This window comes from Trinickia sp. Z7 (assembly GCF_056498045.1).
In genome coordinates, this window is the sequence record NZ_JAUEQW010000005.1 from 199,878 (window position 1) to 214,656 (window position 14,779).

Here is a 14,779-nt window from a genome sequence, read left to right on the forward strand (position 1 = left end):
AGCACTCGTCGCGATGCTGCTATACGGGGGTGTCATGGAATCGCCCAATACGGTAAACATGGTTTTGCTGGCCGGTCTGTTCGTCATCGTGTTCGCGGGAGCATTCGGCGCGATGGTCTTGTTCGCACCGCGCGACATGCGCCGGCGCATCGAGCAGGCTGGCGGGGGGCCACAAGTCAAACTGCCGTCCGAACCCGAATCGATCGGCTCTGCCTGGCTTGAAAGGATTGCGGATATATCACAGCCGATCGCGAAGCTGTCAATTCCCAAAGAGAACTGGGAGAAGTCAGCCTTGCGGCTGCAACTCATGAATGCGGGCTGGCGGTCGCCTCACGCTGCCGCCGTCTATTTCGCGGCCAAGACCGCGCTTGCTCTGGCGCTGCCGCTCATCGCGTTGCCGTGGCTTGCCACGAGCTCTGTCTCGACCAATCCGACCGAACTGAGCGGAATCTTGATCTTGATGGGCGCATTCGGCTACTACCTGCCGAACGGCGTGCTCAAGCGCCGCGTGGCTGCGCGCAAGCGCACGATCTTCGAGGATTTTCCCGATGCGATCGACCTGCTGACCGTCTGCGTCGAGGCCGGCCTGGGCCTGGACGCCGCATTGGTGAAGGTGGCCGAGGAAATCAAGCTACGCAGCCCTGTGGTGGCCAGTGAGCTCCAATTGATGCTGCTCGAATTGCGCTCTGGCTTTTCGAAAGAACAGGCGCTGCGGAACCTCTCTTTGCGCACGGGCGTCGAAGACATCGAATCGTTCAGCACGATGCTCATCCAGGCTGAACGCTTTGGCACGAGTATCGGCGACTCGCTGCGCGTGCTTTCCGAAACGCTGCGCACGCGCCGACGGATGCGCGCCGAGGAACAGGCGGCGAAAATTGCCTTGAAATTGCTGCTTCCGCTCTGTTTCTGCATCTTTCCCGCGATGTTCATCGTGTTGCTGGGACCTGCGGTCATTCAGGTCTACAGGGTTCTCTTGCCGATCATGAACAGCGGGAGCATTTGAGCATGTTCCCATGGATACGGCGCGGGAGCGCCGCGTCCATCATCCCGAGCGGGGCGGCGTATCGTAGACTGTCGTGCAACTTTAACGAGGAACTCGACATGACCCGCAAAATGCGCAACGCTTCGCAGTTGCAAGAGAAAGTGAGCCGCCGCATCCATCGCGCTCATGAAATCGTCGAGGACGGCGTTAAGATTCGCGTGCCGCGTCCGCAAAAACAGCAGCCAGACACAACCGGCTGCAATTGGACGATGAAGCACTTCGGCAATGCGGTTGGGTATGAGCGATTCGTCGACGAAGTGCTGACGGCCGTGCGAGCGGAATACAACTTGTCCGACGCCGACGAGGGGAAGGATATCCGGAGCCTCTTCGGTGAATAGGTTTTAATCCTGGGCGGCTGCCCGGGAGGGCGGCAAGACATTCGTGCGGCATGCGCTGTCGCCTCATCCCGCTGCTCTCCCCAGGCCCGGCGCCGGCCGTCAGCTCGGCCGCTTGCCGCCGCCTGCAACGCGGGCGGCAAGCGGGTTTCGCACCGCGTCGCAGCGTCCTTCTCAGCCCGCTTTGACCTCGATGCGGCGCGGCAGTGCCGCATCGCGGCGCGGGATGCGCAGGGTTAGCACACCATCTTGCAGGCTCGCATCGACCCGGCCGGTATCCAAGTCCGAACTGATCGAGAACGCCCGCTCGTAGCGCGGCGCGCGTACCTCGACATGGGTCACGCTCAGGCCGGCCGGCGTCGGCACGACGGCCTCCGCCTCGATCGACAAGTGTCCGTCATGGACTTTGACTTCGAGCTTGTCCTTCGGCACGCCGGGCAAGTCCGCCCAAACCGTCACACCGGTCTCGTCCTCGACAATGTCGACGGCCGGAAGGAGCGCGGCGCGCCGGGCCGGCGTATCGCGCTGGGCCAATGTCCCCGCTTCGCGGGGTGCCAGATCGGTTTCGCTGCTCATGGAAGACTCCTTCGCCTAGTCGTTAGGATGACTGATTAATGGTTACTGAACCGTGATGCTGCGCGGCTTCGAAGATTCGTGCTTGCCGATGCGAATCGACAGACAACCGTCACTGTACTTCGCCTGCACGTCGTCCGGGTTCGCGGTCGGCGGTAGCTCGACCACGCGCCGGAACGCACCGGCGAAGCGTTCTCTCGCGTACGAACGCGCATCGTCGAGAGTCGCGGCCTCAGGCCGTTTGCGCTCTCCGGCGATCGTCAGCAAACCCTTATCGATGGAAACATCCAGCCCAGCGGGATCGATGCCGGGCACAAAGACCACGATCTCGATCGACTCGTCCGTAGCGCCGATATTGATCGCTGGAAACACGCCTTGGCTTGCGCGCAGGCTCGCCGGTAGGCCGGCAGTGAGCGTGGACATTTGCTGCTGCAGCCGGTTGAATTCGCGAAACAGATCCGGTCCCAAATTTCCGAAGAAAAAATCGCTCATGATGGGTTCCTCCAAGTTGTTCGGCGCGTCCGCATGAAGTCCCGCGCTGTCCGTCTACGCATCCAAAATAGCGTCGCCTCGCACGATTTCAAGAGGGTGGCTCGTCAGTGGTGCGGCAGTGGCAGAGGGGCCCCGGGTGAGGCCTAGCGCGCCCACCGCTTCGTGGGTTATTCCGGTGGCGATCGATCGCTAGCGTCCCCACTTGCGCGACAATCTCGGCATTCACCTTTCCGTAGAAGAAAACCATGCCACTGCCTTCGTTGCAACCCGGCACGCTATGGGCCGCCCTGACCGCGCGCACCGAGCGCGCCCTCGCCCGCGGCGCGTTGCTGCCAGTCGAAACCGTACAAACGGCGATCGACGATAGCGGCTTGCGGTTCGTCGTGCGGCAGGTCTCGAGTTTGATCTTCAAGCCGCGCGTCGATACGGCCGCCCCCACGCCATTCGTCGACCCTTTTCTCCCGTACGACCCCGATCTGTTCGTCGCCGATATTTCCGCCACCCATGTGGCCTTGCTAAACAAATACAATGTCCTACCGCACCATCTCCTGATCGTCACACGCGCGTTCGAGCCGCAGCAGGCGCTCGTCGATCTCGACGATTTCGTCGCATGGTTTACCTGCCTCAATGAGTTCGACGGCTTGGGCTTTTACAACGGCGGGCTCGAAGCCGGCGCAAGTCAGCCGCACAAGCATATGCAAGTCGTGCCGTTGCCGCTCGGCGAATGCGGGCAGTCATTGCCGCTTGCCCCGCTTCTCGAAGCCGCGACGTTCGACGGCCCGATCGGCGCCTTGCCCGGTTTTCCGTTCGAACATGCATTGGCGCGATTGACGCCGGGTCCGGTCGAGCAAGCTGCGGCGCAGGCGCTCGATCGTTATCGGATGCTGCTCGATGTCGTCGGAGTAGGCGCCATGGCTGTCGACGGGCGTGCGCATCACCGCACTCCGTACAACCTGCTGCTAACGCCGCAGTGGATGCTCCTCGTGCCGCGCTCGTCCGAGGCTGCGGCAGGCATCTCGATCAATTCCCTAGGTTTCGCGGGGTCGTTTTTCGTCAAGGATGCGGAGCAACTCGCTGCGCTGCGGCGAATCGGGCCGATGACGCTGCTTCTCCGCGTCGGCCTGCCGCGGCGAAGAAGCGCGTAGCGGCGCAGCCGGTAATAGGCCGTATCATGTTGGCCTCACGCTTTCTTCGTCGAGTGCCTTGCCCCATGTCCGTCCATCCCGCGCCTACTCGATCCGCACTCCCCGTGCGCGCCGCTCTGGCCGCGCTCGTGCTGGCGCTTGCCGCCTGCTCCACGAACCCGCCGAGCACCGGCCGCGCCGAGGTCGATCCGATCGGGCTGTTCCCGATGGCGCACTACGATCAGAACGTCGACCACTGGATCGATCCCGCCAGCCCGAGCTACGACACGCCCTTCTTGAGCCCCGCCGAGCAACACGCCCACTGGAACGCGTTCCTCGCGAGATACTTCGGCACGAACGAGCGCGATCCTTCGCCGTGGAATCCGGCCTTCATCGCCAGGCGGCTTTACGGCGGGGGCGGGGCCGATATCGTGGATCTCCAATTGCGGCGCATCGGCAGTTACGACAACGAAGGCAAGCCGAACCGCGCGGTCGGCTACGGTCAGAACTTTCGGCCGCATACACAAGAGTGGCTCGACGATATCGAACGCAACATGAACCTGCAGCAGTTCGCGGCGGCGCCTCGCTACACCCCCGCCGCGCGCGCCATCGCAACCGATGCGCTGCTCGTGCGCGAATTGCCGACGATGGACCCGTCGTTCTATTCGCACCGGCTGGCCGGACAAGGCTACCCGTTCGACAATCTGCAGATCTCGTCCGTGCGCCCCGGCACGCCGCTGTATGTGCTCGGACAGAGCGCCGACGGCGCGTGGGACTACGTGCAAACGCCGGACGTTCAAGGGTGGGTGCTGTCTAGCGGCGTCGGCTTTGTCGACGATGCGTTCATATCGACATGGTCGCATCGCGGCTCCGGTGGTTGGGTGGTGGTTACCGCGGCGAGCTCGCCGGTACGAGACGATAGCGCCACCTTCCGATTCAACGCGACCGCGGGCACGTTGCTGCCGCTCGCGCAACCACGAAGCGCCGCGTCGAACCAGCAGCTTGCCGCACTCGTCCCCGCGCGAGGTATCGACGGTCGTGCGGTAATACGCGAAGCTCGGTTGCCCGATACGATGGCCGCACAGGCGCCGATCGCCGCTACGCCGCGGCATTTGGCCCTGCTGATGAAGTCGCTGATCGGCCGCCCCTACGGCTGGGGCAACATGAACTTCTACAACGACTGCTCATCGGAATTGCAGAGCATCTTTGCCGCGTTCGGCGTCTGGCTGCCGCGGCATTCGTCGGCGCAGATGTCGGCGGGCGACATGACCGATCTTTCATTGAATTCACCCGCTCAGCGGCTAGAGTATTTGGTTCGCAACGGCAAGCCCATGCGTACGCTGATCTATATCGGCGGGCATGTCATGTTGTATTTGGGGAATACGACGCGAGACGGTCATACCGTCCCCGTCGTCTATCAGGACATTTGGGGCTTGCGTCCGGCGGACAACAGCCGTCGCGCCGTGATCGGCGGATCGGTCATCTTCCCGCTGCTGCTGACGATCCCTGAAGACCTCAGCCTCGAATCGCTTGCGGCAACGCGCATCTTTCAAGTGAGCGTGCTCGGCATGCCAAGCGGCGCAGCGCCGCCGGCAACCGACGAAAACCCGGCGAGCTGAGGCTTCGCCAGGCTACTGCGGCAACACGTCTCCCTTGGTCTCGGGCGCGAACGGAATAATGAACAGCCCGACCACGAACGCGCCGGCAGTCAACGCAACCGGCAATCCAAGCGTATGCGTATGCAGCACGGCCGCGCCCAAAACGAAGTTCACCCCCGCCCCGATGAAGCGGCCGAAGGAGGTGCAAAACGCGAATGCGGTCGCACGCACGCGTGTTTCGAACTGCTCGGGCAGCCACAAACTGAATAGCGCGAAGTTGCCGCCGAAGAATCCGAGCGCGAACAGCCAAGCGATGAACGGCGCCAACCCGTTCGGCAAGTAGAACGCCCAACCGAAGCTGCCGATGATGGAAGCCGCCATGCCGGCGAAATACACCGCGAGCGTCTTCTTTCGGCCGATGCGTTCCGCGAGCGGCGGCAGCGCCAAACACCCGAGAATCGTGCCGATCGAAAGCAAACCCGTCGCCAGCGATGCGGTCTTGATCGCGCCGGCTTTATCCATGCCCGACTTCATCGCGAGCTGAATCACGGCCGACGGTTCGTACACCGCGCCTGCCCACAAACCGACGATTGCGATGGTCAACAACGCACACGCCACCCAGGTGCGCCGACGATAGCCGGGACCGAGGATTTGCGCGAGCGGCTTCACGTGCACCACGCGCGCCTCCGATTGCTTCCACTTCTCGGGTTCCTTCACGCGCAACAGGATGAGAATCGCGATCACGACAGGTACCGCTCCCGTCAAAAACATCGCGCGCCAGCCGAAGTGAACGCCGATCGTATAGTTCAGCGCAGCAGCCAAGAAAAAGCCTGCGTAATAGCCCGTCTGCAAGTAACCGGCCCCCATCTTCCGGCGATCTTCGGGCCACGCTTCGGCCACATAGGTGCCGGCCAGCGCCCATTCGCCGCCGATGCCCACACCGGCGAGAAAGCGGTAAATGCCAAGCTCGTAGACACTGTGCGAAGTCGCGGAAAGACCCGTGAAAATCGCGAACGTGAAGATCGTGCCGGCCAATACTTTGGTGCGCCCGAAGCGATCGGCTAGCGGCCCCCAGATGAAGGACAAGCCCCATCCCACGAGAAACAGCGCGAACAGGATCGAACCGGCAAGCCCGATGTTCGCGGCGCTCGCCTCGAACCCCGAACGCGGCAACAGTTCGGTCAGCGCCGGCGTGAGCACGAGCGCGTAAATGAACGAATCCATGCCGTCGAGCGTCCAGCCCGCCCAAGCACCCCAAAATCCCGCTATTTGCGAGCGGTTCAGCGGCGTGCGCTGTCGCGCCGAACGCGCGCTGTCTGTCATTGAACTCATCGACTCCTCCGGTGAAACGGTTTTAACTACCCACGATGACGGCGCAAGCGCGCGACACCTTTGCCGCGCCTGGCTCCAGGTCTGCATCTAGGGCCCGATGTACCCCGGGTTTGCCCCATTTCCTATCGAATATTTTGTATATAATATCTAGCACCATGGATGATGCAACGAATCGTTTTCCCCTAGAGATCGAGGTTCCCGAAGGCCTGCCGCTTGCGGCGGTAGCCGTCGCCCCTCGCACCAGCGCCTCGCGCATGGTGGCCGACGCCTTGCGCGCGGCTATCGTCGACGGCCGGCTGCCTCCCGGCGCGCCGTTGCGCCAGGACGCCTTGGCGCGGCATTTCTCGGTCAGTGCGATCCCGGTGCGCGAAGCGCTGCGGCTGCTCGAAAGCGAAGGCTGGACGAAGGCCGAGATGAACAAGGGGGCCACCGTCGCCCCGCTTTCGGCGGACGAGGCCCGCGAGATCTATGAGATCCGCGCCGCATTGGAAGGTCTCGCGCTCACGCTTGCCATTCCGAACCACACGAGCGAGACCTTGCGCGCGGCGCAATCGCTGTACGAAGCCGCGGAACTCGAGCGCGATCCCGCGCTCTATGTCGCTCGCAACGAGGCGTTTCACATGAGCCTTTACGCGCCGGCGGCGCGACCGCAGTTGCTCGAGATGATCGGCACCTTGCACCGTCGCGGCGAACGCTACCTGCGAGTGAAGTTCGGGTTGCCCGAGCACAAACGCGTGTCCGATCACGAGCATGGCCAGCTCATGCGATTCGTGAGGCGCAAGGACATCGCCGCCGCGCAAAAGCTCATCTCCGACCACTTGCTCGGCACCGGCGATTTGCTCTATCGCTTGCTCAGCGAGCAGGCGCCGCACTCCCCCGCTGCAGGAGGTAAGCGCGCTGGTAAGGGCGCGAGCAAACAAGCCAGGGCAGCCAACGATGCCGAGGCATCGGAGCACATGCCGATGATCGCAGCGAAGAAGCGTCTGCCTTCGCGGCGCAACAACGGATGAATCTCGTCCGCCGTCGTTTCACGTATTAGGAGCCGCTTCGCCCGATGATTCCCGCCGCCGAACCCCCGGTCCCGCGCACGTGGACCACATTGCGTGACGAAAAAGCGCGACGCCTCGCTGCCGTAGCGCCTTGGCTCGAAGATGGCATCCTGCCGTCGGAGCGGATCGTCGATGCGCTTCAAACGCTGATCCGTCCGGGCGATCGCGTCGCGCTCGAGGGCGACAACCAAAAGCAGGCCGATTTCCTGTCTCGTTCGCTCGCCCGGGTCGATCCCGACATCGTCAACGGCATCCATCTCTTGATTTCCAGCATCAGCCGCCCCGAGCATTTGACGCTGTTCGAGCGCGGCATCGCGCACAAGGTCGACTTCTCCTTCGCGGGGCCGCAAAGCCTGCGCGTCGCTCAACTGCTCGAAGATGGGCTGCTGGAAATCGGCTCGATCTATACCTACGTCGAACTCTACGCACGCATGTTCGTCGACTTGACGCCTCAAGTCGCGTTGCTGTGCGCCGAAAAAGCCGATCGCCACGGCAATCTTTATACCGGGGCGAACACCGAAGACACGCCCACGATCGCCGAAGCGGCAGCGTTTCGCCACGGCATCGTCATCGTTCAGGTCAATGAAATCGTCGACACCCTGCCGCGCGTCGATATTCCCGCGTCGTGGGTCGACGTGGTGGTCCAGGCGGACCGCCCGTTTGCGGTCGAGCCCTTGTTCACCCGAGATCCGCGGCACATCGGCGACTTGCAGGTGCTCACCGCGATGATGGTGATTCGCGGCATTTACGCGCCCTACGGCGTGACCTCGCTCAACCATGGCATCGGGTTCGATACTGCCGCGATTGAACTGATACTGCCCACGTATGGCGCCGAACTCGGATTGAAAGGGAAAATCTGCCGCAACTGGACGCTCAATCCGCACCCCACGCTGATTCCGGCGATCGAATCGGGGTGGGTGGAAAGCGTTCATTGCTTCGGCAGCGAAGTGGGCATGGAAGACTATGTCTCGGCGCGTCCCGACGTGTTTTTCACCGGGCGCGACGGCAGCCTCCGCTCCAATCGCGTGCTGTGTCAATTGGCCGGCCAGTACGGCGTCGATCTCTTCATCGGCTCCACGCTGCAGCTCGATGCCGATGCCAATTCGTCCACGGTGACGCGCGGGCGGCTAGCCGGCTTCGGCGGCGCGCCGAACATGGGGCACGATCCGCGCGGGCGTCGCCATGCGAGCGAAGCTTGGCTCAAGCTGCTCAAGGCCGCCGACGGGCCCATCGCGCGCGGGCGCAAACTCGTCGTTCAACTGGCCGAAACCTATAAAAAAGGCGGCGAACCCACGTTCGTCGACGAGCTCGATGCGGTCGCCGTCGGCGCCAAGAGCGCGATGCCGATCGCACCCGTGATGATCTACGGCGACGATGTCAGCCACGTCGTGACCGAGGAAGGCATCGCCTATCTGCACAAGGCCGAGGGCATCGACGAGCGGCGCGCGGCACTTGCCGCCGTGGCAGGCGTGACGCCGATCGGGCTGCGAGCGAAGCCCGAACGTACGGCCGAACTGCGGCGGCGCGGCATCGTCGCCTACCCGGAGGACCTCGGCATTCGGCGCGCTCAAGCCAAGCGCGCATTGCTGGCCGCACGCAGCATCGACGATCTCGTGGCTTGGTCCGGCGGCCTGTATGCGCCGCCGGCGCGCTTTAGGAGCTGGTGAGCGATGCCCGCGACGGCAGTTCGTCTGGTGAATCGGCGCAGCCGAGGGGCGAACCCGACGTTACGCGGCGACGATGCCGCCGCGTGGCTCGCGCGTGTTGCCACCCATGCGCTGCTCGAAGAAGCGCGGCTGACGCCCAAGCCCGCGCTCGTCGATCGGCGCGGCAGCGGCGCCCATCGCGATCTCGATCTTGCCTTGATGGAACGCTCGGCTTACTCGCTGGAACCGACTTTTGCCGCACTCGCTCGCGCATCGGCGGGCATGCGGCCGTCGGCGCTGTTGCGAGCGCGATTGGCCGCCATCGGCCGCGAAGGCGAAGGCGCAATGATGGAAGCGACGCAAGGCAGCAACGCTCACCGCGGCGCGATTTGGATCGTCGGACTGTTGGTTTCGGGCGCAACGATCTGCGACATCGGCGCACCCACGCGGCCCCAGCCGGACGTTGCACGGTCGATCTGCGCCACCGCCGCGCAGATCGCCTGCTTTCCCGATCATGGTGCGCCGGTCGTCGATAGCAACGGCTCGCGCGTACGTGCTCGCTACGGCGTCGGGGGGGCGCGACGGGAAGCGCAGGAAGGGTTTCCCCATGTCGTGCGCATTGGTCTGCCCGCGCTTCGCGCGGCAAGAGATCGTGGCATCGGCGAAAACGCCGCACGCATCGACGCCCTGCTCGCCATCATGACCTCGCTCGACGACACCTGTCTTTTGCATCGCGCCGGGCCGCCCGCGCTCTCGGCTGCGAAAGCGGGGGCGCATGAAGTGCTGGCGCTCGGCGGTTGCGCCACCGCGCGCGGCCGCGCCGCGCTCGAACGGCTCGAAGCGCGCCTGCTGTCGCTCAATGCGTCGCCGGGCGGCGCCGCCGATTTGCTCGCGGCCACCCTTTTCATGGACAAGCTGGCGCAGCACGGCGCCGGCGGGAGGACATCATCATGGAGCATCTGACGTTCGATTACCCTGCGCGCAGCATAGTGTCCGCGCGCGCGCATGTGGGCGTGGTGGGCTCGGGCGACCTCGAAGTGCTGCTTGCGCCGAACGATGCGATGCAGGCCCGGGTCGTCGTCAACACGAGCGTCGACGGTTACGGCCATATTTGGAAAAGCGTGCTGGATCGGTTCTTCTCGCGCTACGACGGTGCGGCGCAGATCGAAATCAACGATTTCGGCGCGACGCCCGGCGTGGTTGCATTGCGGCTGGCCGAGGCCGTCGAAGCCGCACAAGGCGCACAGGGAGAGAACGCATGAACGCTGCGTTCGAAGCGGCCACGCCGAGCTTCGCGGCACGCGAAAGCTTCATCGAACTGACCGCACGCGAGCGAGCGCGGCGTCTCCTGGACACGGGCACGTTTCGCGAACTGCTGGGCCCGTTCGATCGCCTCACCTCGCCTTGGCTACCGCTGCAGGGCATCGTCTGCCAAGCCGACGACGGCGCGATCATCGCGCGTGGAAGCATCGACGGCGAGCCGGCGGTCGTCGCGGCGATCGAATCCGCGTTTCAGGGCGGCAGCATCGGAGAGGTCTCGGGCAGCAAAATCGCAGGCGCGCTGGAACTCGCGTTGCGCGACTGCGAGCGCGGTCGCACCGTGCGCCCCATCATCGTGTTCGAGACCGGCGGCGTGCGCTTGCAGGAAGCGAACCTCGGGCTTGCGGTCATCGCCGAGATCCAAGCCGCGATCGTCGCACTGCGCCGGCACGTCCCGGTCGTGGGCGTGATCGCCGGCATGGTGGGATGCTTCGGCGGCATGTCGCTGGCCGCGGCCCTGTGTTCGCGGTTGATCATGACGCGCCAAGGGCGGTTGGGCATGAACGGGCCGGAAGTCATCGAGCAAGAGGCTGGCATCGAGGAGCTCGACGCCAGCGACCGCCGTCGCATATGGCAATTGATCGGCGGCGAGCAGCGCGCCGCATCGGGCCTTGCCGACCGCCTCGTCGACGACGATGTCGGCGCAGTCTGCGCCGCGGTTCGAGAGTGCTTCTCGGCGGGTGTGCCCCTGGTACATCGGAGCGAGGCGGTCGATCATTACCTGTCGCTGCTCTCGCAAATCGATCCCGATACGGTCACGCCGGAATCGATGAGGTCCGTGTTCGGCGATATCTCATGCGGGGATCGCAACCGAAGCGCAGATACTAAGGAGTCCGAATGAACGATACCACGGCACTCTCCCGTGGCCAGCGCTGGCTGCGCGCGCTTGCGGGCGAGCCGAGCGGCGCAGGGCCGATCTGGCATGCCGATGCGCCGCTCGGCGATGACCCGGCGCGCTTCATCGCTGTGGTGCCGGACCCCGTGAACCGGTTTGCTCGCGCCCGCGACAATGTGGTCGGGCTGGAACAAGGCTGGCGGCTCGCGCAAACCGTGCGCGCGGTCGTCGAGGCCGATGCGCACGCTCCGCGCCGGCGCCCGATCGTCGCCATCGTCGACGTAAAAAGCCAAGCATACGGTTATCGCGAAGAAATGCTGGGCATTCATCTCGCGTGCGCCGCGGCGGTCGACGCCTATGCTTGCGCAAGGCTCGCGGGCCACCCCGTCGTCGCGCTGATCGTCGGACCGGCGATGTCGGGCGCGTTTCTCGCCCACGGCTATCAAGCCAACCGCATTCTAGCGCTCGATGCACCGGGGACGATGGTTCATGCGATGGGCAAGGAAGCCGCCGCGCGCGTCACACGCCGCTGCGTCGAAGCGCTCGATGCACTCGGCGAAACGATCACACCGATGTCGTATTCGCTCACCGGCTTTGCGAAGCTCGGTTTGCTCGATCATCTGATCGAAGAGGTCGACGCAGATGCGCCCACGCAAGAGCAGATTGCGCGCGTGCACCGCGCGCTCGCGGACGCGGCGCTCTCGGCCCGAGCCGATGCAGCCGATCTGTCGCACCGGCTCGACTCCGAAGCCGCGCGCGCCACTCGCGCGGCTTCGATCGAGGTTAGACGCCGGCTGGCCTTGCAATGGGACGCTGCTTGAGCGATGTGCGGGGCGAAGTCGATGCAGCGGTGGGCAATACAAGGCACGGTGGGCCGCAGATGAAAATGGACACCTTCGTAACGGGTAAGCAGTACGAAGCACATGACCTGCTTCGGCTGCGTACCCTGCCGGCGATGAGCGACACGCCCCCTTGGCTAAGCCATGCTTTCGCCGATGCGCCTTATGCCGTCGTCAGACGGGCCGAAGCGCCGCCCGGTTTCGTCGCCGTGGGTTTTCGCGGGCCGTCGCGGGCGCAACGATACGGCGCTTTCGTCGCACTCGATTCGATTGCAGCGGCGTGCTCGCCGGAGCATCTCCTAGATCGCACCCGGCACCCGGAGCGGCGCACGCTCGGCGCGTTCCAAGCGCTCGATGCCCTCGCCCAGGAGGGCTGGCTCGATGCACTCACTTGGGGGCCGACCGGCAGCGTCGGCTTCGAACTGGCGACGGAGCACCCCGTCGTCTCCGATACCAGCGATCTCGACTTGCTAGTCCGGATGCCGAGGCCGTTGCCACGCGCGAGCGCACGGACGCTGCGCACGCGTTTGTCCACCGTGGAAGCTGCCTTCGGCGTGCGCATCGATACGCAGCTCGAAACGCCCGCCGGAGGCGTCGCGCTCGACGAATGGGCCGACCACAAGCCGCGCGTGATGGTGCGCTCGATCCGCGGCCCGAGTCTCGTCGCAGACCCTTGGTTTATGCCCGGACCATATGACGAGGTGCAACGCTGATGTTTGCGCTGCTCTATCCCGGCCAAGGCGCGCAGAGCCCAGGGTTCTTGCATCGGCTGCCGCCCCACGCCGCTGTAGCCGCAACGCTGGATGAAGCATCGGATATCCTGGCCCTCGACGTTCGTCGACTGGATACGGCCGAAGCTCTGCGCTCGAGCATCGCCGTGCAGATCACGCTCGTCGTGGCCGGGGTTGCAGTGCAACGGCGGCTCGCCAACGCCGGCATAGCGGCGCACGCTCACGCCGGGCTGTCGGTCGGCGCCTACGCCGCCGCGGTGGGAAGCGGCGCGCTATCCTTCGCCGATGCCTTGCACATGGTGCGAATGCGGGCCGAGTTGATGGAGCGGGCGTATCCGAGCGGATATGGTTTGTCGGCAATCGAAGGGTTGACCGAAGCGCAAGTCGAAGCGCTGGCCGATACCTTGGCGCGTTCGTCGAACGCGCAGGTCTACATCGCCAACGTCAACGCACCGCGTCAGATCGTCGTTGCGGGTTCGATCGCGGCGCTCGATGCGTTCAATGCGTACGCCACCGCCGCCGGCGCGCATCGAGCAAAGCGGCTCATGGTCAGCGTGCCTTCGCACTGCGAATTACTGCGCGAAGCATCGGATGCGCTCGTCGCCTATGCCGCCGATGTCGCGTTCCGCAGCCCGGCGTCCGTGTACATCGGCAACCGGCGCGCCCGCGCGCTGTATCGGCCCGCCGATATCCGCGACGACCTCGCCACCAACATGCGCTACACCGTGCGCTGGTTCGACGCGCTCACGGCGCTCGTGGAACGCGGCGCGACGCTTCTCGTCGAAGCGCCGCCAGGCCAAGTGCTGACGGACATCGCGCGGGCGGCGTACCCCGAAATCCCGGCGCTGGCGGCAGCGTCGTTCGCGGACGATCGCTTGGTCGCCGTGATCGAGCGGCGACTGATGGACAAACACAGCCCGTCTACTTGATCTCGAACTCGATTTTCCCGAAACCCTCGACGGTTCCTCGAACGATGCCGGGCCCCGACGCAATATAAAACGGCGTATACGAACCCGTCGTCAACATGGTCCGCGCCGGAATCGAATGCCCCGTCTCTAGCGTGCGCGCGACGAGCCAGGCAACCAAGCGCCGTGGATCGCCCGCTGGGTGCTTTGCCCTGCCTCGAAAAATTTCATGGTTGTCCCAGTAAAAATCGAGGCGCGGCGCACTGAAATCGAAGTTGCGGTCGTACGGCCGCGTATCGCCTATCACGAGTGCGCCGTTGTTCTGCAAATCGGCCAATTGCAGCAGCGGGTCTACGTTTGGCCAGCTCTCGAAGCGGCTATCCACCACTTCGACGACGACCGACATCGTGTCGATGGCGTCGATTACCTCCTCCGCCTGCTCAGCCGACGAACGGTCCACGTCGCTCGCAAAGCTGAACGCGATTTCGAGCTCCAAACCAAGCTGCGCATAGTCGCCGCGACGCAAGCCCGTAGCCGCGCCAAATACCCGGGTTGCCGGCAGCGGCGCAAATTGCGGCACGGCCGTCGGAGATCCGGCGCCGATCTTATAGCCCGCGCAGCCACCCAATTCGTCGAGCACGAGTTGCTGCACGAGCAAGGCCTCGTCGACGCTTTCCGGTTTGCAGGAGCCGAGCGACTCGGGATCGATGAGCGTGTGCGTTCGTCTGGCCTGCAATAAACGCGAAGCAAGTTCTTGGGTCCGGGCCATGTTGTCTCTCCCTAGTTATCGTTCGGGCGACCGGATAAACGCGAGTCGCAGTCAAGAATACGCCCCTTCGCAAGTTGCGCGCCACATCGACGCCGCAAACCGAGCGCATTGGCGCGACAGGCAAATAAAAACCCATCCGCGCATGAGCGCCGGATGGGTCGAGACGAAACACGCGGCGCCATGCGCCGC

16 protein-coding genes are annotated in these 14,779 nt (G+C 64.4%); 12 read left to right on the plus strand and 4 right to left on the minus strand.

The window, feature by feature from the left end:
• Positions 1-34 precede the first annotated feature (34 nt).
• Together QQS38_RS11725 and QQS38_RS11730 are read left to right on the plus strand one after the other, a co-directional pair.
• Positions 35-1,003 carry a type II secretion system F family protein gene (locus QQS38_RS11725; RefSeq protein ID WP_479645540.1) on the plus strand — a complete coding sequence of 323 codons (969 nt, stop codon included), beginning with the start codon at positions 35-37 and terminating at the stop codon, positions 1,001-1,003.
• A gap of 98 nt (positions 1,004-1,101) precedes the next feature.
• Entirely contained in the window at positions 1,102-1,380 is a 279-nt protein-coding gene (locus QQS38_RS11730) for a hypothetical protein (protein WP_479645541.1), read from the plus strand.
• Between the two features lie 171 nt (positions 1,381-1,551).
• On the opposite strand, the gene QQS38_RS11735 is transcribed toward QQS38_RS11730, so the two are convergent.
• Together QQS38_RS11735 and QQS38_RS11740 are read right to left on the minus strand one after the other, a co-directional pair.
• Positions 1,552-1,953: an Hsp20/alpha crystallin family protein gene (locus QQS38_RS11735; RefSeq protein ID WP_479645542.1), complete on the minus strand. Its 402-nt coding sequence runs from the start codon at positions 1,951-1,953 to the stop codon at positions 1,552-1,554.
• A 42-nt stretch (positions 1,954-1,995) separates the two neighbouring features.
• On the minus strand, positions 1,996-2,442 hold the full coding sequence (locus QQS38_RS11740; protein ID WP_479645543.1) for an Hsp20/alpha crystallin family protein: 447 nt from the start codon (positions 2,440-2,442) through the stop codon (positions 1,996-1,998).
• A 245-nt stretch (positions 2,443-2,687) separates the two neighbouring features.
• On the opposite strand from QQS38_RS11740, the gene QQS38_RS11745 reads away from it, so the two are divergent.
• Together QQS38_RS11745 and QQS38_RS11750 are read left to right on the plus strand one after the other, a co-directional pair.
• The gene (locus tag QQS38_RS11745) at positions 2,688-3,587 is read left to right on the plus strand and encodes an ATP adenylyltransferase family protein (RefSeq protein ID WP_479645544.1); all 900 of its coding nucleotides are present in this window, start codon (positions 2,688-2,690) and stop codon (positions 3,585-3,587) included.
• 65 nt (positions 3,588-3,652) lie between these two features.
• A complete protein-coding gene (locus QQS38_RS11750) occupies positions 3,653-5,185 on the plus strand; it encodes an SH3 domain-containing protein (RefSeq protein ID WP_479645545.1) in 1,533 nt (510 codons plus the stop codon).
• Positions 5,186-5,197: 12 nt separating this feature from the next.
• Here QQS38_RS11750 and QQS38_RS11755 read toward each other — a convergent pair whose 3' ends face one another.
• Positions 5,198-6,496: an MFS transporter gene (locus QQS38_RS11755; RefSeq protein WP_479645546.1), complete on the minus strand. Its 1,299-nt coding sequence runs from the start codon at positions 6,494-6,496 to the stop codon at positions 5,198-5,200.
• 155 nt (positions 6,497-6,651) lie between these two features.
• On the opposite strand from QQS38_RS11755, the gene QQS38_RS11760 reads away from it, so the two are divergent.
• From QQS38_RS11760 to mdcH, 8 genes are read left to right on the plus strand one after another with little or no spacing between them, the layout of a single operon-like run.
• Entirely contained in the window at positions 6,652-7,506 is an 855-nt protein-coding gene (locus QQS38_RS11760) for a GntR family transcriptional regulator (RefSeq protein ID WP_479645547.1), read from the plus strand.
• A 44-nt stretch (positions 7,507-7,550) separates the two neighbouring features.
• Complete coding sequence (gene mdcA / locus QQS38_RS11765; RefSeq protein WP_479645548.1) at positions 7,551-9,212, plus strand: malonate decarboxylase subunit alpha; 1,662 nt, start codon at positions 7,551-7,553, stop codon at positions 9,210-9,212.
• A 3-nt stretch (positions 9,213-9,215) separates the two neighbouring features.
• A complete protein-coding gene (locus QQS38_RS11770) occupies positions 9,216-10,154 on the plus strand; it encodes a triphosphoribosyl-dephospho-CoA synthase (protein WP_479645549.1) in 939 nt (312 codons plus the stop codon).
• Positions 10,142-10,453, plus strand: a complete 312-nt coding sequence (locus tag QQS38_RS11775) for a malonate decarboxylase subunit delta (RefSeq protein ID WP_479645550.1) — start codon at positions 10,142-10,144, stop codon at positions 10,451-10,453. The genes QQS38_RS11770 and QQS38_RS11775 overlap by 13 nt, the downstream gene beginning before the upstream one ends.
• The gene (locus tag QQS38_RS11780; RefSeq protein WP_479645551.1) at positions 10,450-11,352 is read left to right on the plus strand and encodes a biotin-independent malonate decarboxylase subunit beta; all 903 of its coding nucleotides are present in this window, start codon (positions 10,450-10,452) and stop codon (positions 11,350-11,352) included. Before QQS38_RS11775 ends, QQS38_RS11780 begins: the two co-directional genes overlap by 4 nt.
• On the plus strand, positions 11,349-12,167 hold the full coding sequence (gene mdcE / locus QQS38_RS11785; RefSeq protein WP_479645552.1) for a biotin-independent malonate decarboxylase subunit gamma: 819 nt from the start codon (positions 11,349-11,351) through the stop codon (positions 12,165-12,167). The genes QQS38_RS11780 and mdcE overlap by 4 nt, the downstream gene beginning before the upstream one ends.
• A 59-nt stretch (positions 12,168-12,226) precedes the next feature.
• Positions 12,227-12,898: a malonate decarboxylase holo-ACP synthase gene (locus QQS38_RS11790; RefSeq protein ID WP_479645553.1), complete on the plus strand. Its 672-nt coding sequence runs from the start codon at positions 12,227-12,229 to the stop codon at positions 12,896-12,898.
• Positions 12,898-13,845: a malonate decarboxylase subunit epsilon gene (mdcH, locus tag QQS38_RS11795; protein ID WP_479645554.1), complete on the plus strand. Its 948-nt coding sequence runs from the start codon at positions 12,898-12,900 to the stop codon at positions 13,843-13,845. Before QQS38_RS11790 ends, mdcH begins: the two co-directional genes overlap by 1 nt.
• Here the strand turns inward: mdcH and QQS38_RS11800 are convergent.
• Positions 13,838-14,590 carry a fumarylacetoacetate hydrolase family protein gene (locus QQS38_RS11800; RefSeq protein ID WP_479645555.1) on the minus strand — a complete coding sequence of 251 codons (753 nt, stop codon included), beginning with the start codon at positions 14,588-14,590 and terminating at the stop codon, positions 13,838-13,840. The genes mdcH and QQS38_RS11800 overlap by 8 nt on opposite strands.
• Between the last annotated feature and the right edge of the window lie 189 nt (positions 14,591-14,779).

What these genes read in the sequence shown, in the direction of transcription:
- QQS38_RS11725 (WP_479645540.1), top strand. Translation starts at nt 35, where the DNA reads ATGGAATCGCCCAATACGGTAAACATGGTTTTGCTGGCCGGTCTGTTC.
- QQS38_RS11730 (WP_479645541.1), top strand. Translation starts at nt 1,102, where the DNA reads ATGACCCGCAAAATGCGCAACGCTTCGCAGTTGCAAGAGAAAGTGAGC.
- QQS38_RS11735 (WP_479645542.1), bottom strand. Translation starts at nt 1,953, where the DNA reads ATGAGCAGCGAAACCGATCTGGCACCCCGCGAAGCGGGGACATTGGCC.
- QQS38_RS11740 (WP_479645543.1), bottom strand. Translation starts at nt 2,442, where the DNA reads ATGAGCGATTTTTTCTTCGGAAATTTGGGACCGGATCTGTTTCGCGAA.
- QQS38_RS11745 (WP_479645544.1), top strand. Translation starts at nt 2,688, where the DNA reads ATGCCACTGCCTTCGTTGCAACCCGGCACGCTATGGGCCGCCCTGACC.
- QQS38_RS11750 (WP_479645545.1), top strand. Translation starts at nt 3,653, where the DNA reads ATGTCCGTCCATCCCGCGCCTACTCGATCCGCACTCCCCGTGCGCGCC.
- QQS38_RS11755 (WP_479645546.1), bottom strand. Translation starts at nt 6,496, where the DNA reads ATGAGTTCAATGACAGACAGCGCGCGTTCGGCGCGACAGCGCACGCCG.
- QQS38_RS11760 (WP_479645547.1), top strand. Translation starts at nt 6,652, where the DNA reads ATGGATGATGCAACGAATCGTTTTCCCCTAGAGATCGAGGTTCCCGAA.
- mdcA (WP_479645548.1), top strand. Translation starts at nt 7,551, where the DNA reads ATGATTCCCGCCGCCGAACCCCCGGTCCCGCGCACGTGGACCACATTG.
- QQS38_RS11770 (WP_479645549.1), top strand. Translation starts at nt 9,216, where the DNA reads ATGCCCGCGACGGCAGTTCGTCTGGTGAATCGGCGCAGCCGAGGGGCG.
- QQS38_RS11775 (WP_479645550.1), top strand. Translation starts at nt 10,142, where the DNA reads ATGGAGCATCTGACGTTCGATTACCCTGCGCGCAGCATAGTGTCCGCG.
- QQS38_RS11780 (WP_479645551.1), top strand. Translation starts at nt 10,450, where the DNA reads ATGAACGCTGCGTTCGAAGCGGCCACGCCGAGCTTCGCGGCACGCGAA.
- mdcE (WP_479645552.1), top strand. Translation starts at nt 11,349, where the DNA reads ATGAACGATACCACGGCACTCTCCCGTGGCCAGCGCTGGCTGCGCGCG.
- QQS38_RS11790 (WP_479645553.1), top strand. Translation starts at nt 12,227, where the DNA reads ATGAAAATGGACACCTTCGTAACGGGTAAGCAGTACGAAGCACATGAC.
- mdcH (WP_479645554.1), top strand. Translation starts at nt 12,898, where the DNA reads ATGTTTGCGCTGCTCTATCCCGGCCAAGGCGCGCAGAGCCCAGGGTTC.
- QQS38_RS11800 (WP_479645555.1), bottom strand. Translation starts at nt 14,590, where the DNA reads ATGGCCCGGACCCAAGAACTTGCTTCGCGTTTATTGCAGGCCAGACGA.